A 24,876-nucleotide genomic window follows, 5' to 3' on the forward strand; every position below is an offset into this window, starting at 1 on the left:
GTCAGATCCTCCCATCGTAAGACTGGCGGTCAATCTCCGCCGCGATCACGGTGACGCGGTCGGCGGTCAGCGCCGTTGCCATGGCGGCGTGCAGCTCTTCGCGGGAACGGACCGTGTGACCGTACCCGCCGAAACCGCGGGCGATGGCCGCGAAATCGAAATGGCCGAAATCGACGGCGGCGTTGGGCAATTGCCGCTCGCGCTGCTTCTTCTCGATCAGGGCGAGGGAGGCGTCGACGAAGACCACGATGATGACCGGCAGGCCGAGGTCGAGCGCGGTGGAGACCTCTCCGGCGACCATCATGAACCCGGCATCGCCCACGAAGGCCACGACCGGGCGGTCGGGTTCGGCCAGTTTCGCGCCAAACGCCAGCGGCATCGCGCAGCCCATCGTGCAAAGCGCCGAGGATTGCAGCAGCGTGCGCGGCGCGCGGCAGGTCCACATCTGGCTGAGGAGAATGCGGTGCGCGCCACTGTCGACGGTGGCGATGGCGTCGGCGGGCAAGGCCGCCTCGACCTCGTCTATCACCGCAGCTGCGCCCCACAGGTCATTGACCGGGAACAGTTTTGCCAATTCGGACCTGACCGCCTGCACCTCGCCATTCGCCCAAGTCTCACGCGGCGTGGCCGCCTTCGACAAGGCCTCGAGCGTGGCGCGGGTGTTGCCCACGACGTTGAGCGTGGCCTGGTGCATGTACTGGTGGTTCGGCACGGCGGCGATGTCGATCACGCGGGTGCGGGCGGGGTCCCACACGTCGCGCCAGCCGGGCCGCATCTCGATCGGGTCATATCCGGCGCACAGGATCAGGTCGGATTGCTGCACGAAGGGCACCAGCGCCGAATCGGCAAGTGGAGAAAGCCCCGCACCGCCAAGGCTTAGGGCGTGATCTTCATCCAGAATCCCCTTGGCCTTGTAGGTCGTGATGACGGGTATCCGGAAGCGTTCGGCCATGCCCCGCACGGCGTCGCCCGCATCTTCGTTCATCGCATCGAGGCCTGCGATCATCACCGGGCGCTCGGCCTCTGACAGCCACGCCGCGGCTTGAGAAAGGTCGGCGGGCACGGCGGGCATGGCGGCGGGCCTGCGGGTCAGGCGCGCCACGGTGACGGGGGTATTCGCGACACCGATGGGCACGTCGATATGGACCGGGCCGGGGCGGTCCTCGGTCGCGATGGTCACGGCCTTGTCGGCGACGATGTCGCAGGCCTCTGCCGTCAGCCGGAACGACGCCTTGGTGATCGGGCGGAGCACCGCCTGCTGGTCCACGACCTGGTGGGTATAGGTTTCGGCCTCTGCCGCGTCGACGCAACCCGCCAGCACGATCAGCGGCACGCGGTCCTGATGGGCATTTGCGATGGCGTTGATGCCGTTCAGGATGCCGGGGCCCAGCGTGGCAATCAGGATGCCGGGCGCGCCTGTGCGGTGCCAGACCCCTTCGGCCATGAAGGCGGCGGCGTTTTCGTGGCGGGCCAGCACGCAGGAAATGCCCGCCTTTTCCAGCGCGTCGACCAGCGTCAGCACCTCTCCTCCGGGCATTCCGAAGGCGTGGCGGCACCCGGCCTCGTAAAGCCGTTCGGCAAGGTAATCGGCGGCGCGTTTGTCCGGCATGGCATCTCTCCCGTCGGGCCTGTCTTGCCGAAGGGCGGGCGGCGGCGCAAGACGCACTCACGCCCAAGTGAGGGGAAGGGTGGTAGGCCCGGCAGGACTTGAACCCGCAACCAAAGCGTTATGAGCGCTCTGCTCTAACCAATTGAGCTACAGGCCCTCCGCGCACGTGTTTGGCAATGGCGGCGAGGGGCGTCAAGGGCCGTGGACTCGCGCGCACGGCTCGCGTATCCGGGGCGCAAAACGAGGGACCGACCATGAGCCAAGCCAAGAACGGCCTGACCTATGCAGAGGCAGGGGTGGATATCGACGCGGGCAACGCGCTGGTGGAACGGATCAAGCCCGCCGCCAAGCGCACGATGCGGCCCGGTGTCATGGCTGGGCTGGGCGGGTTCGGCGGGTTGTTCGACCTGAAGGCGGCGGGGTTCACCGATCCCGTGCTGGTCGCCGCGACCGACGGTGTCGGCACCAAGCTGCGGATCGCCATCGATACCGGCCATGTCGGCGGCGTGGGCATCGACCTTGTGGCGATGTGCGTGAACGACCTTGTGTGCCAGGGCGCCGAGCCGCTGTTTTTCCTCGACTATTTCGCCACCGGCGCGCTGGACGTGGACCGCGCGACCGCGATCGTCGAAGGCATCGCCGAGGGTTGCGTGCGGTCAGGCTGCGCGCTGATCGGGGGCGAAACCGCCGAGATGCCGGGCATGTACGAGGGCGCGGATTTCGACCTTGCAGGCTTTGCCGTCGGCGCGATGGAACGCGGCACGGCGCTGCCTGCGGGCGTGGGTGAGGGCGATGTGCTTCTGGGCCTCACCTCGGACGGGGTGCATTCGAACGGCTATTCGCTGGTGCGCCGCATCGTCGAGATGTCGGGGCTGGGCTGGGACGCGGCCTCGCCCTTTGGCGACGGCACGCTGGGCGAGGCGCTGCTGACGCCCACGCGGCTCTACGTCAAACCGGCGCTGGCGGCGATCAAGACGGGCGGCGTGCATGGGCTGGCGCATATCACCGGCGGCGGCATCACCGAGAACCTGCCGCGTGTCCTGCCTGACGCGCTTGGGGCCGAAGTAGATCTGACCGCATGGAAACTGCCACCCGTGTTCCGCTGGCTGGCCGAGGTGGGCGGCGTCGAAGAGGCCGAGATGCTGAAGACGTTCAATGCCGGGATCGGGATGATCGTTGTCGCCGCCGCGTCCGAGGCCGAAGCCGTCGCCGTCGCGCTGCACGAAGCGGGCGAGACGGTCGTGCCGCTGGGTCGCGTCGTCGAAGGCAAGGGCGTCCGGTATTCGGGGGCGCTTGCGTGACGCGCCGCGTCGCGATCCTGATTTCGGGCGGTGGGTCGAACATGGTGGCGCTGGTGCGCAGCATGGTAGACGACCATCCCGCGCGTCCCTGCCTTGTCCTTGCCAATTCCGCCGATGCGGGCGGCCTTGCCCGCGCCGCCGAGATGGGGGTCGAGACGGCGGTGGTCGATCACCGCCCGTTCAAGGGCGACCGCCCGGCATTCGAGGCGGTTCTGCACGACCGCATTACCGAGGCCGCGCCCGACATCATCTGCCTTGCCGGGTTCATGCGCGTCCTGACGGCGGGGTTCGTCGATCGCTGGTCGGGCCGGATGCTGAACATTCACCCCTCGCTTCTGCCGAAATACCGCGGGCTCGACACCCACGCGCGGGCCCTCGCGGCGGGAGAGACGGAACACGGATGCACCGTGCACGAGGTCACGCCGCACCTTGATGACGGGCCGATCCTTGGTCAGGCGAAGGTCCCGGTGGTGCCGGGAGAAGCGCCAGAGACGCTGGCCGCGCGCGTGCTGGCGCGAGAGCACGAGCTTTACCCCGCCGTGCTGCGCCGCTTTGCCAGTGGGGACCGGACGCCGATCCACATCTAGGAGCCGCAATCACAGGTTGCCCGTTCACGAGGCATCTGTAGAGTGGCAGGACAGAACGACAAGGCACGCATGGAAACGATCACAACAACCGAGGCGCTGTCAGATTTCTGCGCCCGCGCCTCGCAGACCGACTACGTGACTGTCGACACCGAATTCCTGCGGGAACGGACCTATTACTCGAAACTGTGCCTGATCCAGCTGGCCTATGCCGGTGACGGCGAAAACGACGCGGTGCTGGTCGATCCGCTGGCGGGCGATCTGTCGCTTGACCCGATGTACGACCTCTTCCGCGACAAGTCGGTGGTGAAGGTGTTCCACGCCGCCCGGCAGGATATCGAGATCTTCTTCGTCGAGGCGGGCGTCTTTCCCGAACCGCTGTTCGACACGCAGGTCGCCGCGATGGTCTGCGGGTTCGGGGAGCAGGTGGGATACGAGACGCTGGTGCGCAAGATCGCGCGCAAGTCGCTCGACAAGTCCTCCCGCTTCACCGACTGGTCGCGCCGCCCTCTGAGTGACGCGCAGAAGAAATACGCGCTGGGCGACGTCACCCACCTGCGCGAGATCTACGAGCACCTCGCCGCCAAGATCGACAAGAGCGGGCGGGCGCACTGGGTCGAAGAGGAACTGGCGATCCTGACGGCGCCCGAAACCTACCAGAACCCGCCCGACGAGGCGTGGCAGCGGGTCAAGACCCGCACGAATTCGACGCGGTTCCTTGGTCTTGTAAAGGAACTGGCGGCGTTCCGCGAACGCTATGCGCAGGCCAACAACGTGCCGCGCAACCGGGTGTTCAAGGATGACGCGCTGGTGGAGCTCGCTTCGACCAAGCCACGGTCTCAGCAGGACCTTGGCCGGTCGCGGCTGTTGCTTCGCGAGGCGCGCAAGGGCGCGATCGCCGAAGGTATCCTGGAGGCGGTCGAGGCCGGGCTGAACATGCCCGACGCCGATCTGCCGCGGGCCGAACGGGGCCGCGAGAAGCTGCAGGTCAATCCCGCGCTTGCCGACCTTCTGCGGGTGCTTCTGAAGGCCAAGTCGGACGAGACCGAGGTCGCTTCGCGCCTGATCGCCTCGGCCTCGGACCTCGATGCCATCGCCGCGGGGTCGCGCGACGTGCCGGCCCTGTCGGGCTGGCGTCGGGAGGTGTTCGGGGACGAGGCGTTGCGCCTGTGCGATGGCAAGACCGCGCTGGCCGCCAAGGGCAGCCGGGTCGTCACCATCGAGTTGTAGGGCTGTCCCTCAGCGCCGCGATTCAAGCGCGTTCGACGCGCTGACCAGGCGGATGCGGGAGATGCCGGCAAGGTCGTCGTCCGATACACGCACGCCCGCAGTCACGGTACGCGCAAGCGAGGTGCCGACGGCGGTGATGCCGGGATTGTAAAGCGTGCGCAGCGCGTAGACGCGGGTGCTGCCTTCGACCCCTTCCAGCACCAGCCGCGTGTCATAGGCGCCGATCCGTTCGGTGATGCCGGTCGCCACGATCAGCGCACCGCCCGGTTTGCGGTCGACCCGCAGGTCGGTCACCTGCAGGACGGGCACGCCGGAATAGGATTTGTCGGGGCGCCGCGCGGCAAAGACCGACCGTTGCGGAATAAGCGGGTTGCTTTCGCGCGCCGCGTCCAGTTCCACCGGTTCGCCGCGACCGAACCAGTTGAACGGGTTCAGGCGCGACTCGCGCACGGCACCGCAACTGCTCAACACGAAGGCGGACAGGATGAGGATGGAAATGGCGCGTGTCATGGATCGGATTTCGCTCGTCTTTTGCGCGACCCTAGTGGATCGCGGACGCGTTGAAAAGGCTTGCCCGCGCACTGGACGTCGCGGGTGCGCTCGCCTAGGTCAGGGACAACGGCAAGGGCAGGGGCGGACATGGCGCAACCGGCATTCGAAGACATCGTGGCGGATTTCGAGTTTTTCGACGATTGGGAGGACCGGTACCGTTACGTGATCGAGAAGGGGCAGGCGATGCCCCCGCTGGATGACGCTTTGAAAGTGCCCGCGACCAAGGTGGATGGCTGCGCCAGCCAGGTCTGGCTGCATCCCGAACCCGACGGGTCCACCTTCCATTTCCGCGGTGACAGCGACGCGATGATCGTGCGCGGCCTGATCGCGGTCCTGCGTGCATTGTATGACGGCCTGCCGATGGGCGAGGTCGCCCGCGTCGACGCCGGCGCCGAGTTCGCGCGGCTGGGCCTGAACGATCACCTGTCGGCGCAACGCTCGAACGGGCTGCGCGCGATGATCGGCCGCATCCGCGAGGTCGCGGCCAAGGCGTGATGCCCTGGCCGCTGGATCGCGGTATTTTCCCGGACAGGCGCCGTCAGTGACCCACCACGATCCGCGTTTTCTGGCCGGGTTCGATTTCAACGTTTGTCCTGAAATTCCGGCCGATTGACACGGTGTATTCGCCCGGATCCAGCGCGGCGCTCTCACCGCTGACATGGCCCTTGAACACCATTTCTCCGGTGCTCGTCGACGTGACCGTGAACGGTGCATTGACGGCCAGCGCCATCGAGCGCTGCATCGCCTGCGGGTGCCCTGCATCGAAATAGGTGCCGTTGCCAGCAGCGGCCCATCTTTCGAACTTCTCCTTGTGGGCATCGTCCGAAATGTTCAAACCGACGATGTTGAGCACGACGTCGTGGCCGGTAGTGGTGAGATATTGGATGGCTTCATCGACGTTGCCGTCGCAGTTTTCGTCACCGTCGGTGAAAAGGGCCACGATCCGATGGGATTCCGGATCCGTCCCTCCAAGGTCGTCAGGCACGCGCGCCAGCGAGGCGGCAATGGGAGTGGCGCCGCTCGCATGCACTTCCTGCAGCGCGCCGGCAACCTGATCGTGCTCTTCCGCCAAATGGGGCGGCGACATCAAGGTGGTGAAGTAGGAATCGCCATTCGAACGCGTCTGCTCTTCGGCGCCCGGCAGCTTGGGGCCGAACACGCGCAACGCCAGGATGCACTGCGGCGGGATCGCGGCCCATGCGGTCTTCTTTGCAAGAAATCTCGCGACATCGATCCGCTTTTCCGTGCGATCGTTCAACTCGATTTCCGTGTCCATGGAACCCGACGCGTCGAAAACGATTTCCACCGTGGTGCGCGGGGTTTGAACGTGGATCGGCTCTCGCAGTTCGTGCACCTGGTGCTGGTCGTACGGACGGTGCCCGCCTTCTGACAAAGGCCGCATGTTCATCCGCGATTCATTCAGGACTTCGAGCGAACCGCGGGTATGGCCGGGGTCCTTCGACAACCGCGAGATGGTGACGTCGAAACTGCCCCCGTTGTCACCGTACATGCCTTCATTGTCGTTGACGATGAAACTGAGGTTGCCGCTTTTCTCGACCTTGATCGTTTGCGTTTCGGAGGTGACGGCGAACATTTGCGCCGTGCCGTCATCGGCCTTGATCCGGCCGATCAAACCGTGCTTGGCAAATCCCTTGGCCGGGAAGCTTGAATGCTTCTCCGCAATAACGCCGCTACCCTCCGGTGGTACGCGCAGGTTGGTTGGTCCCTGGTTCGCAATCTTGCCCTCGGCAAAAATCGTGAATTCATCGCCGGGCTTGAACTCCATCCCGCTATCGGTCCATTGCGGTGAATCCGCGCGCACCTTTAATTTAGTCTGGCTCATTTCAGTCTCGCTATGTGAAATAAAAAGGAACAAAAAATTCCTGATGGGAACGTTACGAGTATCGGAAGCCGTGAGTCAACAAATTCAGTGAGTTAGATTTTTTCGGAGATTCTACCGTATGAAAAAAAGCAGCCGAAAGAGCACTGGAGAAAAGTCGACATCCCGATAATTCAATCACTTAATACGGCGCGATTGTTCTGTGACAACTTTAGGAATTGTCTACGTTCAGGATATTATGCGGCGCCGGAACATGCCCTCCAGCGCGCGCCTGTGTTCGCCATCACGCGAATTCTTGAAGCGCGATTCTCAGGTCCCCGTACCCCGTGAACCGCCGCTCGAAGCTAAGGCCCATCCTGTCGGCACAGGCGCGGGCGCGGGCGGTCAGGTCGGGGTCGTCCGTCTGGGCCTGGTACACCACGCGGGTGTAGTGGCCGAAATAGGTGTCCCTCAATTCCGGGTGCCGGTCGAGCCCGAGTGGTTTCCACACGAAGGCGTCGAATTGCCGGGCGAGGAAATCGGTCAGGTAGAAGGTCGTGATCTCGTCCTCGGCGCGGGCGGCGAAGGCCTCGTTCCCCTCGAAGAAGCTGTAGCAATGGGGCCCGGCGATCATCCGGACGCCCAGCCGGTCACAGGCCGCCTGCAACAGCCCGCCGGTTCCGCAATCGGCGTAGACGACAAAGATGTCGGCATAATCGGCGCGCCGTTCCGCGACCACCTTTTCCACCGCCGGCACGATCTTGTCGGGCGCGATGTGGAAGATGGCGGGCAGGCATTGCAGGTCCATGTGCGACCAGCCGTTCGCCTCTTTCAGCGCGATGATCTCCCGCGCGAGCGCGCCGCAGGCCAGAAGAAGGATGCGGCCCGTTCCGGCCGCGTCCAACCCGTCATGCGTGAGGCTTTGATCGTCCATGGTGCAAGGATGCCCCATCCCGCCGGGTGCGATCAATACGCCGCCCGGTTACCCGGCGGCGCGCTGGTTGTGCTTGCGTGCGACGAATTCCTTGGCCGTCTCCACCGCCACGGCGGCATCCCGGCAATAGGCGTCGGCACCGATGGCCTTGCCGAATTCCTCGTTCAGGGGCGCACCGCCCACCAGCACGATGTAATCGTCGCGGATACCCTGTTCGACCATCGTGTCGATCACGACCTTCATGTAGGGCATTGTGGTGGTCAGCAGCGCCGACATGCCGAGGATGTCGGGCTGTTCCGCCTCGATCGCCTCCAAGTAGCTTTCAACGGCGTTGTTGATGCCAAGGTCCACAACCTCGAATCCCGCGCCTTCCATCATCATCGACACGAGGTTCTTGCCGATGTCGTGGATGTCGCCCTTCACGGTGCCAATCACCATCTTGCCGACGCGCGGTGCGCCGGTTTCGGCCAGAAGCGGTTTCAGGATGGCCATGCCGCCCTTCATCGCGTTCGCGGCCAGCAGCACCTCGGGCACGAACAGGATGCCGTCGCGGAAATCCTGGCCCACGATGGTCATGCCGCCCACCAGCGCCTCGGTCAGGATGCGGTAGGGTTCCCAGCCGCGTTCGAGGAGGATGTTCACGCCTTCCTCGATCTCTTCCTTCAGACCGTCATAGAGGTCATCGAACATCTGCTGGACAAGTTCGTCGTCGTCCAGTTCGGAAAGGATGATATCGTCTTCTTGGTCCGACATGGCGGGGCTCCGTGCGGGGTGTTTTGCCAGCCTTCGCGCGAAGTGCGTATCCGGGCTGTCTGAAAACCGACATCGGCGGTTCCGTCCCCGACTTCTAGGGGCGGCGCCGCGCATTGTGAAATGATAATCCTTCAAGAAGATTATCGGCTTGTTGTGAATGTTCCGCATTTGTTCTAATCATGGCCCATGACCCAGCCACCCGATGCCATCGATCCGGCGCGACGGCGTGCGCGAGGCGCCGTCAGCAACGCGCCCGGCCGGTTCGACCTGGCGCGGGAAGCGGTGGATGACGGGTGGGACCGGGAGGAGGATCTGCCGCCCTTCCGGACCGAGGTGAGCGTTGAACATCCGCGCCGCGTCATCACCCGCAACACCTCGCCCGACTTGTCGTTCGACCGCGCGATCAATCCCTATCGCGGGTGCGAGCATGGCTGCGTCTACTGCTTTGCACGGCCCACGCACGCCTATCTGGGCCTGTCGGCGGGGCTTGATTTCGAAACGCGGCTGGTGGCCAAGGACGGCGCGGCTGAGGTGCTGGAGGCGGAGCTGCGCAAGCCGTCCTACCGCGCCGACGTTCTGGCGCTTGGCACGGCGACCGATCCCTACCAACCGGAAGAGCGGGACCGCCGCCTGACGCGCGAGGTGCTGAAGGTGCTGGCCCGCGCGCGGCACCCGGTGGCCATAGTGACCAAGGGTACTCTGATCGAGCGGGATATCGACCTGCTTGGCCCCATGGCGGCGGAGGGGCTGGTGCGAGTGGGCATGTCGATCACGACGCTCGACGCGCGGCTCGCCCGCGCGATGGAGCCGCGCTGCCCCACGCCCGCGCGCCGGTTGGCGGCAGTGCAGCGGCTGTCGGAGGCCGGGGTGCCGGTGCGGGTCATGACCTCTCCGATCGTGCCGGGGCTGACGGATCACGAGGTCGAGGCGCTTCTGGCCGCGGCAGCCAAGGCCGGGGCCGTGGGCGCAAGCTGGGTCATGCTGCGCCTGCCGCGAGAGGTCTCACCGCTCTTCCGCGAATGGCTCGAAGAACACGTACCCGACCGCGCGGCGCGGGTCATGGCGCGGGTGCGGGAAATGCATGGCGGGCAGGATTACGACGCGCGCTGGGGGCACCGGTTGAGGGGGGAGGGGCATTACGCCCAGATGATCGCGGCCCGCTGGCGTCGCGCGGCGCGGGCCAACGGGCTGGACATACGCCTGCCCCCGCTCCGCACCGACCTCTTTCGCAGGCCGGAGCGGGCGGGAGACCAGCTTTCGCTGTTTGACGTCGGTTAAAGCCGCGCGGTTGTCGGGTCGATCCGCTTGCCGATCGGGGTGATCCTGTCCGCCGGGAACCCGCTTGCCTGCGCGTGCTCCTTGATCGCGGCCTCGTCCTCGGCCAGGTAAATACAGAACGATTTGTTGTCGGCGACATAGGAGTGCTGCCACTGCACGCGCGGGGCCAGCCGGGCCAGCGTGGCGTTGGATGTCTGTGCCGCAACGCTCAGTTCGGCGGGCGACATTGACCCGATCCCCGGTATTTCCCTTTCGATGACATAGGTTTGCATGGCGGCCTCCTGTCCTGTTGGCTGATGGTCCTATCCTGCGCGCTTGCGCTGTCGCCTGCACGTCAGTTATCGATGGTCCGACATGACAAAATGTTGTGGCACATGCGCGCCGTCTCTCACCTGAAGGGCTGGCAGGCCGCGGATGCGGTGGCACGGCTGGGCGGCGTGGCCGCGGCGGCCGCCGAACTGGGCGTGACCGAGGCCGCCGTGACGGCGCAGATCCGGCGGCTCGAAGCGCGGCTGGGACGTGACTTGTTCCGGCGCACCTCTGCCGGGCTGGTCCCGACATCCTCGCTGGCGGGGGAAAGGGAGGCGCTGGCACGCGCCTTCGCGGCGTTGGGAGAGGTCGCGGGGCGGCTCGACGGGGCGGAGATGCCGGATCACCTGTCGATCACCGTCACCCAGACCTTTGCCGAGGTCTGGTTGCCGCGCCACCTGCCGGACCTGTTCGCGACCGAGGCGGAACTGGACCTGCGGCTCGACACGCGGTGGGAGGTGGTCGACCTCTCCCGGTCCGACATCCAGTTCGCGATCCGCTACATGGATGATCCGGGGCCGGACCTGGGATCGGTCGACCTGATGCCCAGCGGCGTCGTGCCCATCTGCACACGCGATTTCGCGCGGCGCTACGGGTTGGGCCCGGAGACGCGCACGCTGGCCGGGGTGCCGATGGTCTGGTCTCCGGTGGCGACGTCGGACCCGGAATGGTGCGGCTGGCACGAATGGGCGGCGCGTACGGGGATCGAGGTGGATCCGCAGGGCGCGGGCGCGGGCGCGGCGGTGGAGATGTCGGCCTCGGGCGCGCGGATGGCGCGGATGGGGCTGGGCCTGGTGCTGGGCGGGCTGGCGGACAGCCTGCACGGCGTCATGGACGGCGAGCTTGTCATGCCGCTGGGTCCGCGAAGCGTGGTGCCGGCGCGCTTCTGGCACCGGCTGGTCTGGCAGAAGGCCCGGCGGCTGGGGCCGGTGCAGCGCCGGTTCCGCGACTGGATGGCGGCAAAGGCCGCCGCCGACCGCGCCGCGATGCGCCGCACCTTCGGGGTCTAGGTCAGGCGCGGCTGCGGCGGCGCGTCCGGCGGGCCGGGGCGGCGGTGTCGCCCGTTCCGTCGCTGTCGGAGGTGAAGGCCCCGAGCGCCGCGGCGATCTGGTCGAGCGACGGGGGCGCGGACCGCTTCCGCGTTTCAAGGGCGGTGCGCATCTTGCGCAGGTGTTCGGGCGTCGTGCCGCAGCACCCGCCGATGATCCGTGCGCCGCAATCGCGGGCCATGACGGCGTAATCGGCCATCAGGTCGGGGGTGCCGTCGTAATGGATGTGGCCGTCGTGGTATTTCGGGATGCCGGCATTGCCCTTGGCGATGATGGGCCGTGTCGTGCCTGTCCCGGCAAAGCCGAGGACGGTGCGCAGAAGATCGGATGCGCCCGTCCCGCAATTGGCCCCGAAGGCCAGCGGCGGGTTCGGCAGCGCCTCGACCAGGGCCGCGTAGGCGGTGGAGGTCACGCCCATCATGGTGCGCCCGGCCGTGTCGAAACTCATGGTCGCGCACCACGGCATGTCGGCCAGCGCAAAGCCTTCGGCCGCGGCGTTGAATTCCTCGGGCGCGGAGATCGTTTCGAGCCAGAGTACGTCGGCCCCGCCCGCTTTCAGGCCCTCGGCCTGTTCGTGGAACATCGCCACCGCGCGGGCATGGGTCAGCGCGCCCACGGGTTCAAGGATTTCGCCCGTGGGGCCGACCGAGCCGGCAACGATCACCGGCCGCCCGGCGGCATCGGCCACGTCGCGCCCGATCTCGGCGGCGAGGCGGTTCAGTTCGAAGGTGCGGTCGGCGGCATTGTGCAGCGCGAGGCGCGAGGCATTGGCGCCGAAGGAGTTGGTGAGGAAAATGTCGCTGCCCGCATCCACGGACCCCTTGTAGAGCGTACGCACGCGGTCGCGGTGATCGGCGTTCCACAATTCAGGCGCATCGCCGGAGGCGAGGCCCATGTCGAACAGCGTGGTTCCGGTCGCGCCGTCGGCCAGCAGCCAGTCACGGCGGTCGAGGAGAATTTCGAGGGGATTGGTCATGGGAGGCTCATCGTTGACAGCGTTCTTGTCCCACGCCTGCCAGTGATGAATCAAATCGAAGTCTTGCATGTAGATCATGAATGAAGCGCATGATCTTTGCCGGGATTGCTCGTCGGCCCTGATGGGCCGCCTCGCGATGCGGGGCCCGGCCGCCCATGGGCCGGACCCGCGGTGCCGGGTTATTCGGCGAGGATCTGCGCCTTGGCCTCGAGCAGGTATTCCGCCATCTTCGCGCGGATCTCGGCCTCGGACGCGGCGTCGCCCAGGTCGCCCGCGATCTTGCGGTAGACGTCTTCGTCGCCCGCTTCCTGGAAGTCGGCTTTCACGACCTCGGTGGCGTAGGCCTTGGCCTCTTCCGGGGATTTGCCCATCAATTGTGCGGCCCAGAGGCCGAGCATCTTGTTGCGGCGGGCTTCGGCCTTGAACTGCATCTCTGCATCGTGGGCATATTTCTTTTCAAAGGCGTCTTCGCGTTCATCAAAGCTCGACATGTGACTGGCCTCCTCGGTCGGGACAGGTTTCGTTCCCATCCGATATGCCTCTCGGTCAGGGCAGGTGCAAGGGGAGGCTTCTTGCGGGGGGCGGGCGCATCCACTATGACGCGGGCACGCGGTCCGCGAGAGGCGCTGCGAGAAAGCGAGTTACCCCCAGATGGCACGGCGCAAGAAGATTTACGAAGGCAAGGCGAAGATCCTGTACGAGGGCCCCGAGCCCGGCACGCTGGTGCAGTATTTCAAGGACGATGCCACCGCGTACAACGCGCAGAAGAAGGACGTGATCGACGGCAAGGGCGTGCTGAACAACCGCCTGAGCGAGTTCTTCATGACCGGTCTGAACGCGATCGGCGTGCCCACCCATTTCATCCGCCGCCTGAACATGCGCGAACAGCTGGTGCGGTCCTGCGAGATCATCCCGCTGGAGGTGATCGTGCGCAATTTCGCGGCCGGGTCGATGTCGGAGCGGTTGGGGATCGAGGAGGGCACGGCGCTGCCGCGCCCGATCGTCGAATATTGCTACAAGGACGACAAGCTGGGCGATCCGCTGGTCACCGAGGAGCATATCGCGGCCTTCGGCTGGGCCTCGCAGCAGGACATGGACGACATCCTGAGCCTTGCCCTGCGGGTCAACGATTACCTTTCGGGCCTGATGTACGGCGTCGGCATCCGGCTGGTGGATTTCAAGATCGAGATCGGGCGCGTCTATGAAGGCGATTACCAGCGACTGGTCGTGGCGGACGAGATCAGCCCCGACAGTTGCCGGTTGTGGGATATCGAGACGGGCCAGAAGCTCGACAAGGACGTGTTCCGGCGCGACCTGGGCAACCTGACCGATGCCTACACGGAAGTGGCGCAGCGGCTGGGCGTGATCCAGAAGGGCGCGATGCCGATCACCAAGCCGACGCTCATCAACTGAGCGCGGCGGCGCGGGCGGCAGGCGGGCCCTCCGGGGGCCATATTTGACGAAGAGAAGAAGCAGGGGCAGCGAGATGAAGGCGCGAGTGCACGTAATGCTGAAGGACGGGGTTCTTGATCCGCAGGGCGAGGCGGTGCGCCATGCGCTGGGCGCGATGGGGTTCGGCGGTGTCGGCGGTGTGCGGCAGGGCAAGGTGATTGAGCTGGACCTCGACGCCGCGGACGAGGCGACGGCGCGGGCCGAGGTCGAGAAGATGTGCGAAGGCCTTCTCGCCAACACCGTGATCGAGCGTTACGAGATCGAGGTGAGCGCGTGAAGGCGGCGGTCATCGTCTTTCCCGGATCGAACTGTGATCGCGACCTGGCGGTGGCGTTCGAGCGGGCGGGGGCGGATGTCACGCGGGTCTGGCACAAGGAGACCGACCTGCCCGAGGGCGTGGACGTGGTTGGTATTCCCGGCGGCTTTTCCTATGGCGATTACTTGCGGTGCGGGGCGATCGCGGCGCAGTCGCCGATCTGCCGCGCGGTGGTCCGGCATACCGAGCGGGGCGGTTACGCCCTTGGCATCTGCAACGGCTTCCAGGTGCTGACCGAGGCGCGGATGCTGCCCGGCGTGCTGATGCGCAATGCCGGGCTGAAATTCCTGTGCCGCACGGTCGGATTGACCGTGGGCGCGCAATCGGAATTCACCGCCGGGTATGGCGAGGCGGCCGAGATCGCGCTGCCCATCGCGCACCATGACGGCAATTACCGCGCCGATGCAGAGACGCTCGACCGTCTGGAGGGCGAGGGGCGCGTCGCGTTCCGCTATACCGACAATCCCAACGGGTCGGACCGCGACATCGCGGGCATCCTGTCGGAGAACCGGCGCGTTCTGGGGATGATGCCGCATCCCGAGCGCGCGGTGGATGCGGGCCATGGCGCAACCGACGGTCAGCCGCTTTTCGCGCATCTCGTGGGCGCGCTCGCGCCCGCGTGACTTGAGACCACCTGCCGGGGCGCCTAGGGTGCGGTCATGGCAAACGGCGCCTCACCCAGCTTGCGCGAGCGCACGTCGGCGATCAGCTGGCGGGTGCGGATCGCGTTGCTTGTCCTTCTCGGGATCGCGGCGCTGACGGTCTGGCTGACCAACACCTACCTGACCGAGCGGTTTACGGAAAGCACGCGCAACCGCGCCGACCTGCGGCTGGCGCTGCATTCGGGCAACCTGCTGTCGGAGTTGCGGTCGAACGCGATCGTGCCGCAGCTTCTGGCGCGCGACCGCGAGCTGATCGGGGCGCTGAGCGACGGCGATTACTCCCGGTCGACCCAGCGCCTGATCGGGTTTGTGGAAGAGATCGGCGCGGCCTCGCTTTTCCTGATGGACAAGGACGGGCGCGTCGTGGCGGCGACCGAGCGGACCCGGATCGGCGTCAACATGCGCGACCAGCGGCATTTCCTTGACGCGGTGCGGTCCAGCGCCACGGTGTTCTCTCTCGTGCCGCGCGAGGCGTCGGGCTACCATTTCTACTATTCCCGGAAGGTGCAGGCAGAGGGCGAGACGCTGGGCGTGATCGCCGTCGAGGTGGATTTGGCCAAGTTCGAACGCGCCTGGGCCGGGATCACGGCGGCCGTGCTGGTGACCGACAGCGAGGGCACGATCATCCTTGCGACGGAACCGCGGTGGCGGGGCCTGATGGAGGACGAGGCGCTGGCACGGCAGGACCCCGAAGGCGCCATCGAACGCGCGATACAGGCCACGGCGGACTGGACGGCGCTGCCGGCCGACGCCTACCTCGCCGGCGAGGCGATGATGCGGTCCGAGGCGCGGCTGGCCTTCCGCGGCTGGCGCATCGTGTCCTTCACCAACTACGCCAGCGTGCGCGAACGGGTGAATTCGGTCCTCGCGCTCGAAATCATGGGATTCGCGATCCTCTTGGCGCTGGCCTTCTATTTCCTCAGTCGCAAGACGGCGGTCCGCATGCGGCTGTTCCAACGCGAGTCGGCAGAGCTTCGCGCATTGAACGCAAGGCTACAGCGGGAAATTGCCGAGCGGGAGCGCGTGCAGCAGACGCTGGCGGTGGCCGAACAGACGCTGGCGCAATCGTCGAAACTGGCCGCCCTTGGCGAGATGTCGGCAGCCGTCAGCCACGAGTTGAACCAGCCGCTTGCAGCGATGAAGACCTACCTTGCCGGCGCGCGTCTTCTGCTGGGCCGGAACCGGCCCGACGAGGCACTGTCGTCGTTCCAGCGCATCGACGACCTGATCGAGCGGATGGGCACGATCACGCGGCAGTTGAAGTCCTATGCCCGCAAGGGTGCAGAGAGTTTAAGCCCGGTAAACATGGGGGATGCGCTGGCTTCGGCCCTGTCGATGATGGAGCCGCAGCTGAAATCGCGGCAGGTGGGGATCACCCGGATCCTGCCCTCGGAAGAGGTGCGCGTGCTGGGCGACAGGGTGCGCATCGAACAGGTCATGGTGAACCTTCTGCGCAACGCGCTGGACGCCACCAAGGGCGCCGAGCATCCCGAGATCGAGATCATCCTCGCACAGGGCGAGACCGCGACCCTGACGGTGCGGGACAACGGGCATGGCATCGAGGATCTGGATGCCTTGTTCGAGCCATTCTACACCACCAAGCGTCCCGGCGACGGGGTGGGGCTGGGCCTTGCCATCTCGTCCGGCATCGTGAACGATTTGGGCGGTCGGCTGACGGCACGAAACGCCGAGGCCGGGGGGGCTGTATTCGAGATGCAGCTGCCTATCTTGGACGAACAAACCGCGGCAGCGGAATAAAACGAGCGGAGATCAGGCATGGCACGGCCCATGAAAATCGCGATCGTCGATGACGAACAGGATATGCGGCAATCGATCAGCCAGTGGCTGGCACTGTCGGGCTATGACACCGAAACCTTCCCGTCCGCCGAGGACGCGCTGGGCAAGCTGGGGGCCGATTACCCCGGTATCGTCATCACCGACATCAAGATGCCGGGCATGGACGGGATGAAATTCCTGCGCAAGCTGATGGGCACCGACAGCGCGCTGCCGGTCATCATGATAACCGGCCACGGCGACGTGCCGATGGCGGTGGAGGCGATGCGCGTCGGCGCATTCGATTTCCTGGAAAAGCCGTTCAACCCCGACCGGATGACCGAACTGGCCAAGAAGGCCGCCAACGCGCGCCGCCTGACGCTCGACAACCGGGCGCTGCGCCGCGAATTGTCCGATGGTGGGCAGTTGATGAAGAAGCTGATCGGCGCGTCGCCCGTGATGGAGCGGTTGCGGGAGGATATCCTCGACCTCGGGCAGGCCGACGGCCATGTGCTGATCGACGGGGAGACCGGCACCGGCAAGACGCTGGTTGCGCATGCGCTGCACGCGGTGGGCAGCCGGGCGGGCAAGAAGTTCGTGCTGCTGTCCTGCGGTGCGCTGGAGGAAGAGGCGCTGTCGCGGCGGCTCTTCGGGCCTGCGCGCGCCGATGATGCCTTCCTGCCCGCGATCGAGGAGGCTCGCGGCGGGACGCTGGTGCTTGAGGATATCGAGGCGCTGTCGGACACGCTGCAGGCGCGGCTTCTGGGCGTGATCAACGAACAGGGCACGCCGGCGGAGACGCGGATCGTTGCGATCTCCAACCTGCAGGAGCAGGACAAGACCTGCGAGGACGCGTTGCGCTCGGACCTCTATTACCGGCTGGCGGCGCTGAAGATCACCGTGCCGCCGCTCCGCCAGCGGGGCGAGGACATCCTGACGCTGTTCACCCGCCTGAGCGAGCAATTCGCCGAGGAATACGGGTGCGAGGCGCCGGACGTGTCGGCGCAGGAAGCGGCGCAGCTGTTGCAGGCGCCGTGGCCCGGCAACGTGCGGCAGCTGATCAACGTGGCCGAGCGCGCGGTGCTGCAGAACCGGCGCGGGTCGGGCACGATCGCGTCGCTCCTGATGAACGACCACGAAGAGATGCAGCCGGTGATGACGACCGAGGGCAAGCCGCTCAAGGAATATGTCGAGGCGTTCGAGCGGATGCTGATCGACAACACGATGCGGCGTCACAAGGGATCCATCGCCAGCGTGATGGAAGAGCTGTGCCTGCCGCGCCGGACCCTGAACGAGAAGATGGCGAAATACGCCCTGCAACGGTCCGACTACCTGTGAAGGGGGTCGGCTGACGAGCAGCCGACCTACATCACCTCCATACCGTCCGGATCAGGCGTCGCGTTGCCGCGCGGCGGCGAGCCAGACGAGCCCCAGCCCGAAGGCGATCACCATGTTCCAGCCGGCCATCGACAGGCCCGCGAAGGACCATGCGATCTCGTCACAGCGGACCAGCGGCGCGGTCATGATCTGGTCCAGCAACTGGTCGGTCGACAGGGTTCCCACTGGCGCCGAGGTGCAGGTGTTCGGACCTTCCCACCACGATTGCTCGACCCCGACATGGTAAAGGCCGATGCCCGCCGTCGTGAAGGCGGCCACGGCACCCAGCAGCGCGATGACGCGCTGCCCCGTCCCCGCAAGCAGCAGCGCCAGCGCGCCCAGTGCCACCGCCACGGCATGCGGCCAGCGCTGCCAGAGGCAGAGCTTGCACGGCGCCAGCGCGCCAAGGTGCTGGAAACCGAATGCGCCAAGCAAAAGCGCGGCGGACCCGGCGGCGGCGATCAGGATGAGGGTGGTGCGTGTCATAGGACCCTTACTGCCGCGAAACCGGCAATGAGAACAACCAGAAAGGCGGCGAAGGCCCAGCCAAGTCGCCGCTCGATGAAGTCGCGGATGGGGGCGCCGAATTTCCACAGGAGCGCGGCTACGATGAAGAACCTCAGCGCGCGCGCAATGATCGACGTCACGATGAAGGTGGCCAGCGGCATGCCGGTCCAGCCCGACATGATGGTGATGACCTTGAACGGGAAGGGGGTGAGGCCCGCCACCAGCACGGCCCAGAACCCCACGCCGTTGAAGCGGTCGTTGAACGCCTCCATCGAGGCGGATTTGCCCATCGCCTCCAGCAGCGGCGCGCCGACGCTGTCGAAGGCGAAGGCGCCGATGGCATAGCCCAGAAGACCGCCCAGAACCGACCCGACAAGCGCGGTGGCGGCCACCAGCCACGCGCGGCGCGACGCGGCGAGGATCATCGGGATCATCAGCACGTCCGGCGGAATGGGAAAGACCGACGCCTCGATGAACGACACGAAAAACAGCGCCCACAAAGCGCGGGGATGCTCGGCCAGGCGCAGGGTCCAGTCGTAAAGGCGTCGGATCATGTCAGGCCCGTGCGGCAATGGTTCGGCACCGGGTCTACGCGGTCTTGCCGGTGATGGAAAGCCGCGGTGTTTGTCGCGTCAGGCAGGGGAGGGCGCGGCACCGAAGAGCGACATCAGCGCATCGACCAAATCGGCCTTGCGCAAGGGTTTCGTCAGGAAGGCGTCCATCCCCGCCCGCGTGGCTGCGTCGCGGTCGGTCTGGTGCGCATTGGCGGTCAACGCGATGATCCGGCTGGGTGTGATACCGCTCTTGCCTTCGAGCCCGCGGATGATCTCGGTCGCGCGGAGGCCGTTCATCGCCGGCATCGACACGTCCATCAGGATCGTCGGGCAGGGCGATGCCTTGTAGGTGTCGACAGCCTCCTGCCCGTTGGTGGCGAACGTGATCTCGGCCCCGCTGTCGGCCATGAACCGCTCGATGACGAGCCGGTTGGTGGCGTTGTCGTCAACGACAAGGATACGCCGCCCGCGCGCCCAACCGGGGCGGACGCTGCTGGCCGCCGCCTGCACGTCTTGCCGCGGGGCGGCGGGCCGCGCCACGGCATCAAGGGGCAGGGTGAAGACGAATTCGGTGCCTGCGCCCTCGGTCGAAGACACGGTGAGGTCGCCGCCCATCGCCCGCGCGAGGCTGCGCGAGATGGAAAGCCCCAGCCCGGTGCCGTCGAACTGTCAGTTACGGGCATTGTTGACCTGTTCGAAGGCGGAAAAGACGGTGTCGAGCTTTTCGGGCGGGATGCCGGTGCCGCTGTCGGACACGGCGATGGCCGCGCCGTCGGGCGTGCGGTCCAGCCGCACCCAGACCCAGCCGTCGAGGGTGAACTTGATCGCGTTGCCGATCACGTTCAGCAGGACCTGCCGCACCCGCCCGGCATCGCCCTGCACGACATCCGGCAGGTCCGGGTCGATGTCGAGCGACAGCGCAAGGTCCTTGTCGCGCGCGGCCGGGCGCAGAAGCTCGACCACCTGGCGGGCCGTTTCCGCCAGCGAATAGGCCTCTTGCGCGAGGTCGATCCTGCCCGCCTCCAATTTCGAGAAGTCGAGGATATCGTTGATGATTGTCAGCAACGCGTCGGCGCTGTCGGCAATCGTCCGGACATAGCCTTTCTGAGTCTTGTCGAGGTCGGTCGCATCCAGCAGGTCGGCCATGCCGATCACGCCGTTCCTCGGCGTGCGGATTTCGTGGCTCATCTGGGCAAGGAAATCCGATTTCGCCTCGTTCGCGGCTTCGGCCCGTTTCTTGGCATCTTCCAGCCGGGTGATCAGCGAGGTCAGGGGGCGCCCGATGATGATCGAGAAGCTGAGCCAGTTGGTCAGCATCGCCACCATCAGGCCGCCGACAAGGAGCGCGATGGAAAACTCGCGGTGATGCATCTGCTCCTCGCGCAATTCGTCGGTATCGTAATGCAGTTTCAGAAGCAGGACGGGGTCGGAAAAGATCTCGTACTCCATGGTGTGGTCGATCGCCTGCCCGGCGCAGCCGAGGCCCTGCGGCGCCACGGCCAGCACGTCGCCGGTGCGGTCCGCCTCCAGTTCGACACAGCGTACGGCCGAATCGCTGAGAAGCGTCTGCATCAGTTCGCGAACATGCGGGTGCGACCAGTCGGGGGGCGCGTCCTGCCGGTCACTGAACCGTTCCAGCGCGCCGCCGATCCGGGCCGCCGAATTGCCGGTACGCACGGCCAGCGATTCCTGCCTTTGCAGCGCGATCCAGTCGGACAGCCACACCAGCCCGACCGTCGCGAAAACGAGGAAGGTCGGTACAAGCACGAGCGACAACTTCACGTAAAGCCAGAACGTCCGTTCAATGAAGCGGATCGGGCGGGCCGGGGCTGCAGTGAGGGACATTGTTATTTCAAGGGTCGCGCGATTCCGGCCTTGATCAGTTTCTTCAGGGGCGCGCGGTTACCGATTTCGGTGCGGAAGATCGTGAAGCGGCGCCCGTTCCGCGCCATGTGGAAATCGACCGGCTGCCTGACGCCGTCCTTGGTCAACAACCCGGCGCACATGACGAAATAGTCACCCATCGTCAGGATCCTCGGGTGGCGGTCGGTTGGGTAGTAACTGGTCGCTTCCCCCGTTTAGAGGTCGAGATGCGCGATGGCGCCGTCGATCATCTGCCGTTCAAGGTCCCGCTGCATGGACGCCTGGAGGGTCGCCTTCAATTCGGTCGTGTCCGAACTGGCGGCGGCCTCTCCGATGGGCAGGGCAAGGCAGGCTGCAAGACCGGCGGACAGGAAAAGCTTGTGCATTGCGGGACCCTTTCATCGTGTTCGTGTTGATCGCGCAAACTGGGCCAACGAGGCTTAATGCCGCGCAAATCACGACCGGCCGGTTAGCGAAGGTTTTAACGGAATATGGCGCGGCCGCGCGGCGCGTGCGGGGGTTCCATCTGCGCTTGGGGCTGGTAAACAGAAGACCGGCCGCGACTCGCGGCCATGCGTGCCCAAGTGGCGGAATGGTAGACGCAGGGGATTCAAAATCCCCCGCCTTTGCGGGCGTGCCGGTTCGAGTCCGGCCTTGGGTACCACGCATCCCCCTGGTTCGCCGCTAAAGCGGCAGTAGCATCAGCGTGATGATGGGGAAGGCGAACAGGATCGCGACGCGGATCAGGTCCGTCGCGACGAAATAGATCACCGCCTTGTATGTCTCGACCATCGGCGTGGACCGGTCCATCGCGTTGATGACGAAGAGGTTCATGCCGACGGGTGGCGTGATCAGGCCGACCTCGACCACGATCAGGACGAGGATGCCGAACCAGATCGCCGTCTGTTCGACGTTCACGCGGGAAAGTGCGCCCTTGGTCACGCCCCTCAGCCCCAGTTCCCGCGTGATCTCGCGCGGGAGTTCCTGACCTGCCGCCAGCAGCGATCGGGCCTCTTCCAGCACGGTGGAGGGCAGTTCGGCACCGCTGGCAACCAGCGCGGCGAGCCGCGAGGATTGCAGGTCGACCATGGATACGAGGCCGAAATCCAGTTCCTGCACGATGGGCCAGAAGATCGGGATGGTCAGCAGGATCATCGACAGGCTGTCCATCAGGCAGCCCAGCAGCAGGTAGAAGACGAGGATGATCGCGATGATGACCCACGGGCTGAGCCCGCTTTCGCCGACCCATCCTGCCGCCTCCTGCGGCAACTGGGTCAGCGCGAGGAAGCCGTTGTAATAGGCCGCGCCCAGCACGATGAAGAAGATCATGGCGGTCGACTTTGCCGTCACCACGAAGCTTTCGGCGAGCGTCACTCGGGTCAGCCCGCCGGCGGCCCATGCGATCACCCCGGTGCCAAGCGCGCCGACGGCGGCGCCTTCGGTCGGGGTGAACCAGCCAAGGTAGATGCCGCCCACGACCAGCAGGAACACGATCAGCACCGGCCAGACATCCAGCAACGCGCGGAACCGCGCGACGTAGGGCAGGCGCGGGCGCGTCCCGGCAGAGCCGGGGTTCAGCCGCACGTAGACCGAGATCGCCAGCATGTAGCCAAGGGCGGCAAGGATGCCGGGGATGAAGGCGGCGAGGAACAGCTTGGCGATGTTCTGCTCGGTCAGGATGGCATAGATCACGAGGATGACGGAGGGCGGGATCAGGATGCCTAAGGTTCCGCCCGCCGCCAGTGTCGCGGTCGAAAAGCCGCCCGAATAGCCGTACCGCTTCAGTTCGGGCAGGGCGACGCGGCTCATCGTGGCGGCGGTCGCAAGCGACGACCCGCAGATCGCGCCGAACCCCGCGCAGGCCCCGACCGAGGCCATGGCGACCCCGCCCTTGCGGTGACCGAGCCAGCCCTCTGCGGCGCGGAACAGCGCCTGGCTCATCCCGCCCAGCGTCGCGAAATGGCCCATCAGCAGGAACATCGGCACGATGGACAGCGAGTAGTTGGAAAAGGTCGTGAAGGTTTCGGACTTGAGGCGCGCAAACGGGATCGTCGTCTCCCCCGTCACGATCACGAGGCCGACAAGCCCCGTCAGGAACATCGCCAGCCCGATGGGCACGCGCAGGAAGATCAGGGTCAGAAGCGCCGGGAAGGACAGAACCCCGATGGCAAGATCGCTCAAGGCGCGTCTCCTGCATTGTCGGGCAGGATCGCGCGGCCCTCGACCGCCTCGCGCGCGCGCATCACGGCGACGTAGACGCCGACCAGCGCCGCGACGCCCGCCGCGGCCACGCTGGCGGCATAGGACCACCAGACCGGGAATTCGAGCAGGAAAGTCGTCTGGCCAGAGCGGAATTTCGACAGCATCCCGGACCAGAGCTGCACCGCGATCAGGATAAGGACGGCGGCGAAGACGGCCTCGGTCACGGCGCGCAGCGCGCGGTTGGCGCCTGCGGGCAGCCGTTCGGTGAAAATGTCGACCGAGGCATGGGCGGCGTGCAGCTGGCAGATCGGCAGGAAGGCGAAGATGGCAAAGGCCATGCCGGCCTCGACGATTTCGAAATCGCCGTTGATCGGGCCGATACCCGTTGCCAGCAGCGCCGAGGCGAGGCCCGGCAGCGTCTGCTGCATCCAGTCGCCGTGCAGGATGGTGTTGATCGCGCGCCCCGCGACCGACGCGCAGGTGAGCACGATCAGCGCGGACAGGACCGCACCGCCCAGAAGCGCGAACATGCGCGCCAGCCTGTCGATTGCCTGATGCATCCTGCCTTGACCGTTGGGGCGGGGCGGACCTGTCGGCCCGTCCCGCGGATCGTGTTGCGGGGGCAGGCGGGCAGGGTCACCCGCCCGCGCCCCGGCGCGTCACATCTTGGACATCGCGCCCTTGCATTCGCCGCCCATCAGCGCGCGGGCCTCGTCGATGCGAGCCTGACCGTCGATGCCGTCATCGGCCACGTCGGCGATCCAGCTGTCATAGATGGGCGCGACCAGTTCCTGCCATTCCGAGGTGTCGGAGATCGTCGTGATCTCGTTCCCGGCCTCTTCGGCGATGGCGCGCGCGGGCGCGTCCATGTCCTGCATCACGCCGCCCGCGAAGATCGAGAAGTCGAGCCCCGAATTGGAGTCGATCGCGGCCTTCTGCGCGTCGCTCAGCCCTTCATAGACGCCCTTGTTCATCGCCAGCACGAAGGTCAGCGTGTAAAGCGCGTTGCCCTCGAACTCGGTGTGAAACTCGACCAGTTCGGGGATCTTCAGCGCGGGCGTGACTTCCCACGGGATCGTGGTGCCGTCGATCACACCTTTGGACAGGGCTTCGGGGATCGCGGGCACGGGCATGCCGACGGGCGTGGCGCCGGCCACGGTCAGAAGCTCGTTCACAAGCCGCGACCCGCCGCGGATCTTCATACCCTGCAGGTCGGCAGGCGTCTCCACCGGGTCGGCGGTGTGCAGCATGCCGGGGCCGTGCACCCACGTGCCGAGAATCTTCAGATCGGCGAATTCGCCATTCTCCATGTGCTCGGTGAACATCTTCCAGTAGGCGCAGGACGCGTCACGCGCATCGGCCACCATGAAGGGCAGTTCGAACACCTCGGTCGACGGGTAGCGACCGGGGGTGTAGCCCACCACCGTCCACACGATGTCGGCCACGCCGTCGATCGCCTGGTCCATCAGTTCCGGCGGCACGCCGCCCAGTTGCATGGACGGGAAACGGTCGATCTTGATCGCGCCGTCGGACGAGGCTTCGACCTTGTCGGCCCAGACGTCGAGAATCTTGCTGGGCACGTTGGCCTGCGGCGGCAGGAACTGGTGCAGCTTCAGCGTGACGTCCTGTGCGGCGGCGCCGGTGGCAAGGCCCGCGGCCAGTACCGCGCCCGCAAGACCGCAGATGCGCTGTTTCGGTGTCATGGATAAGTCCTCCCATTTCCGTATGACCCGGATGCCGTGCGGCAGGGCGGGTCATGTCGTGACAGGGTCCCAG

At 66.1% G+C, this 24,876-nt stretch carries 27 protein-coding genes, 2 tRNA genes and 1 pseudogene; 12 read left to right on the forward strand and 18 right to left on the reverse strand.

Annotation, left to right across the window (positions count from 1 at the left end; translation table 11 throughout):
* Position 1: 1 nt before the first annotated feature.
* Positions 2-1,609, reverse strand: coding sequence for a thiamine pyrophosphate-binding protein (locus ATO11_RS15025; RefSeq protein WP_050531733.1), 1,608 nt, complete (start codon positions 1,607-1,609; stop codon positions 2-4).
* Positions 1,610-1,689: 80 nt separating this feature from the next.
* Positions 1,690-1,766 (reverse strand) — tRNA-Ile (locus ATO11_RS15030).
* Positions 1,767-1,863: 97 nt separating this feature from the next.
* On the opposite strand from ATO11_RS15030, the gene purM reads away from it, so the two are divergent.
* The 3 genes from purM (at position 1,864) to rnd (ending at position 4,724) form a co-directional block, all read left to right on the forward strand.
* Positions 1,864-2,910 (forward strand): phosphoribosylformylglycinamidine cyclo-ligase, encoded by a 1,047-nt coding sequence (purM, locus tag ATO11_RS15035; RefSeq protein ID WP_050531734.1) that lies wholly within the window; start codon positions 1,864-1,866, stop codon positions 2,908-2,910.
* Positions 2,907-3,497, forward strand: coding sequence for a phosphoribosylglycinamide formyltransferase (purN, locus tag ATO11_RS15040; RefSeq protein WP_082176355.1), 591 nt, complete (start codon positions 2,907-2,909; stop codon positions 3,495-3,497). The genes purM and purN overlap by 4 nt, the downstream gene beginning before the upstream one ends.
* Positions 3,498-3,566: 69 nt before the next feature.
* Complete coding sequence (gene rnd / locus ATO11_RS15045; protein WP_050531735.1) at positions 3,567-4,724, forward strand: ribonuclease D; 1,158 nt, start codon at positions 3,567-3,569, stop codon at positions 4,722-4,724.
* A gap of 9 nt (positions 4,725-4,733) precedes the next feature.
* On the opposite strand, the gene ATO11_RS15050 is transcribed toward rnd, so the two are convergent.
* Positions 4,734-5,234, reverse strand: coding sequence for a hypothetical protein (locus tag ATO11_RS15050; protein WP_050531736.1), 501 nt, complete (start codon positions 5,232-5,234; stop codon positions 4,734-4,736).
* Positions 5,235-5,363: 129 nt separating this feature from the next.
* On the opposite strand from ATO11_RS15050, the gene ATO11_RS15055 reads away from it, so the two are divergent.
* The gene (locus ATO11_RS15055; RefSeq protein WP_050531737.1) at positions 5,364-5,771 is read left to right on the forward strand and encodes a SufE family protein; all 408 of its coding nucleotides are present in this window, start codon (positions 5,364-5,366) and stop codon (positions 5,769-5,771) included.
* 43 nt (positions 5,772-5,814) lie between these two features.
* Here the strand turns inward: ATO11_RS15055 and ATO11_RS15060 are convergent, their stop codons facing one another.
* The 3 genes from ATO11_RS15060 to ATO11_RS15070 all read right to left on the reverse strand — a co-directional run bounded on the left by ATO11_RS15060 (position 5,815) and on the right by ATO11_RS15070 (position 8,782).
* A complete protein-coding gene (locus ATO11_RS15060) occupies positions 5,815-7,119 on the reverse strand; it encodes a LecA/PA-IL family lectin (protein WP_110553719.1) in 1,305 nt (434 codons plus the stop codon).
* Between the two features lie 280 nt (positions 7,120-7,399).
* Positions 7,400-8,029, reverse strand: coding sequence for a DUF1638 domain-containing protein (locus ATO11_RS15065; RefSeq protein WP_050531739.1), 630 nt, complete (start codon positions 8,027-8,029; stop codon positions 7,400-7,402).
* A 48-nt stretch (positions 8,030-8,077) separates the two neighbouring features.
* Complete coding sequence (locus ATO11_RS15070) at positions 8,078-8,782, reverse strand: corrinoid protein (protein WP_050531740.1); 705 nt, start codon at positions 8,780-8,782, stop codon at positions 8,078-8,080.
* A 186-nt stretch (positions 8,783-8,968) separates the two neighbouring features.
* Here ATO11_RS15070 and ATO11_RS15075 point away from each other — a divergent pair, with 186 nt between their 5' ends.
* Complete coding sequence (locus ATO11_RS15075) at positions 8,969-10,060, forward strand: PA0069 family radical SAM protein (protein ID WP_050531741.1); 1,092 nt, start codon at positions 8,969-8,971, stop codon at positions 10,058-10,060.
* On the opposite strand, the gene ATO11_RS15080 is transcribed toward ATO11_RS15075, so the two are convergent.
* Positions 10,057-10,332, reverse strand: coding sequence for a DUF4242 domain-containing protein (locus tag ATO11_RS15080; RefSeq protein ID WP_050531742.1), 276 nt, complete (start codon positions 10,330-10,332; stop codon positions 10,057-10,059). The two genes, ATO11_RS15075 and ATO11_RS15080, sit on opposite strands and share 4 nt — an antisense overlap.
* Positions 10,333-10,434: 102 nt before the next feature.
* Here ATO11_RS15080 and ATO11_RS15085 point away from each other — a divergent pair, with 102 nt between their 5' ends.
* Positions 10,435-11,379: a LysR family transcriptional regulator gene (locus tag ATO11_RS15085; RefSeq protein ID WP_050531743.1), complete on the forward strand. Its 945-nt coding sequence runs from the start codon at positions 10,435-10,437 to the stop codon at positions 11,377-11,379.
* A 1-nt stretch (position 11,380) separates the two neighbouring features.
* On the opposite strand, the gene bmt is transcribed toward ATO11_RS15085, so the two are convergent.
* The gene (gene bmt, locus ATO11_RS15090; protein ID WP_050531886.1) at positions 11,381-12,394 is read right to left on the reverse strand and encodes a betaine--homocysteine S-methyltransferase; all 1,014 of its coding nucleotides are present in this window, start codon (positions 12,392-12,394) and stop codon (positions 11,381-11,383) included.
* 179 nt (positions 12,395-12,573) lie between these two features.
* Positions 12,574-12,885, reverse strand: coding sequence for a DUF1476 domain-containing protein (locus ATO11_RS15095; protein WP_050531744.1), 312 nt, complete (start codon positions 12,883-12,885; stop codon positions 12,574-12,576).
* A 160-nt stretch (positions 12,886-13,045) separates the two neighbouring features.
* Between ATO11_RS15095 and purC the strand changes: the two genes are divergently transcribed.
* The 5 genes from purC to ATO11_RS15120 all read left to right on the forward strand — a co-directional run bounded on the left by purC (position 13,046) and on the right by ATO11_RS15120 (position 17,935).
* Positions 13,046-13,807 (forward strand): phosphoribosylaminoimidazolesuccinocarboxamide synthase, encoded by a 762-nt coding sequence (purC, locus tag ATO11_RS15100; protein WP_050531745.1) that lies wholly within the window; start codon positions 13,046-13,048, stop codon positions 13,805-13,807.
* Between the two features lie 73 nt (positions 13,808-13,880).
* Complete coding sequence (gene purS, locus ATO11_RS15105; protein WP_050531746.1) at positions 13,881-14,123, forward strand: phosphoribosylformylglycinamidine synthase subunit PurS; 243 nt, start codon at positions 13,881-13,883, stop codon at positions 14,121-14,123.
* Positions 14,120-14,785, forward strand: a complete 666-nt coding sequence (purQ, locus tag ATO11_RS15110; protein WP_050531747.1) for a phosphoribosylformylglycinamidine synthase subunit PurQ — start codon at positions 14,120-14,122, stop codon at positions 14,783-14,785. Before purS ends, purQ begins: the two co-directional genes overlap by 4 nt.
* A gap of 36 nt (positions 14,786-14,821) precedes the next feature.
* Positions 14,822-16,582 carry a sensor histidine kinase gene (locus ATO11_RS15115; RefSeq protein ID WP_050531748.1) on the forward strand — a complete coding sequence of 587 codons (1,761 nt, stop codon included), beginning with the start codon at positions 14,822-14,824 and terminating at the stop codon, positions 16,580-16,582.
* 18 nt (positions 16,583-16,600) lie between these two features.
* A complete protein-coding gene (locus ATO11_RS15120) occupies positions 16,601-17,935 on the forward strand; it encodes a sigma-54-dependent transcriptional regulator (protein ID WP_050531749.1) in 1,335 nt (444 codons plus the stop codon).
* Positions 17,936-17,986: 51 nt separating this feature from the next.
* On the opposite strand, the gene ATO11_RS15125 is transcribed toward ATO11_RS15120, so the two are convergent.
* The 6 genes and pseudogenes from ATO11_RS15125 to ATO11_RS22195 all read right to left on the reverse strand — a co-directional run bounded on the left by ATO11_RS15125 (position 17,987) and on the right by ATO11_RS22195 (position 21,284).
* The gene (locus ATO11_RS15125) at positions 17,987-18,460 is read right to left on the reverse strand and encodes a disulfide bond formation protein B (RefSeq protein ID WP_050531750.1); all 474 of its coding nucleotides are present in this window, start codon (positions 18,458-18,460) and stop codon (positions 17,987-17,989) included.
* Positions 18,457-19,035 (reverse strand): YqaA family protein, encoded by a 579-nt coding sequence (locus tag ATO11_RS15130; RefSeq protein WP_050531751.1) that lies wholly within the window; start codon positions 19,033-19,035, stop codon positions 18,457-18,459. Before ATO11_RS15130 ends, ATO11_RS15125 begins: the two co-directional genes overlap by 4 nt.
* A 78-nt stretch (positions 19,036-19,113) precedes the next feature.
* Positions 19,114-19,575 (reverse strand): response regulator, encoded by a 462-nt coding sequence (locus tag ATO11_RS22400; RefSeq protein WP_278044300.1) that lies wholly within the window; start codon positions 19,573-19,575, stop codon positions 19,114-19,116.
* Positions 19,576-19,590: 15 nt separating this feature from the next.
* Positions 19,591-20,880, reverse strand: a pseudogene (locus ATO11_RS22530) (sensor histidine kinase); the annotation flags it as partial.
* 2 nt (positions 20,881-20,882) lie between these two features.
* The gene (locus ATO11_RS22190; RefSeq protein WP_165586987.1) at positions 20,883-21,059 is read right to left on the reverse strand and encodes a hypothetical protein; all 177 of its coding nucleotides are present in this window, start codon (positions 21,057-21,059) and stop codon (positions 20,883-20,885) included.
* 54 nt (positions 21,060-21,113) lie between these two features.
* Positions 21,114-21,284 (reverse strand): hypothetical protein, encoded by a 171-nt coding sequence (locus ATO11_RS22195; protein WP_165586988.1) that lies wholly within the window; start codon positions 21,282-21,284, stop codon positions 21,114-21,116.
* 192 nt (positions 21,285-21,476) lie between these two features.
* On the opposite strand from ATO11_RS22195, the gene ATO11_RS15145 reads away from it, so the two are divergent.
* Positions 21,477-21,562: transfer RNA gene (locus ATO11_RS15145), tRNA-Leu, on the forward strand.
* A gap of 20 nt (positions 21,563-21,582) precedes the next feature.
* On the opposite strand, the gene ATO11_RS15150 is transcribed toward ATO11_RS15145, so the two are convergent.
* The 3 genes from ATO11_RS15150 to ATO11_RS15160 form a co-directional block, all read right to left on the reverse strand.
* Positions 21,583-23,079: a TRAP transporter large permease gene (locus ATO11_RS15150; RefSeq protein WP_050531754.1), complete on the reverse strand. Its 1,497-nt coding sequence runs from the start codon at positions 23,077-23,079 to the stop codon at positions 21,583-21,585.
* Positions 23,076-23,660 (reverse strand): TRAP transporter small permease, encoded by a 585-nt coding sequence (locus ATO11_RS15155; RefSeq protein ID WP_050531755.1) that lies wholly within the window; start codon positions 23,658-23,660, stop codon positions 23,076-23,078. Before ATO11_RS15155 ends, ATO11_RS15150 begins: the two co-directional genes overlap by 4 nt.
* Positions 23,661-23,759: 99 nt before the next feature.
* Positions 23,760-24,803 carry a TRAP transporter substrate-binding protein gene (locus ATO11_RS15160; RefSeq protein ID WP_050531756.1) on the reverse strand — a complete coding sequence of 348 codons (1,044 nt, stop codon included), beginning with the start codon at positions 24,801-24,803 and terminating at the stop codon, positions 23,760-23,762.
* Positions 24,804-24,876: the final 73 nt, after the last annotated feature.

The sequence above is a fragment of the Pseudaestuariivita atlantica genome (assembly GCF_001205715.1).
GTDB lineage: Bacteria > Pseudomonadota > Alphaproteobacteria > Rhodobacterales > Rhodobacteraceae > Pseudaestuariivita > Pseudaestuariivita atlantica.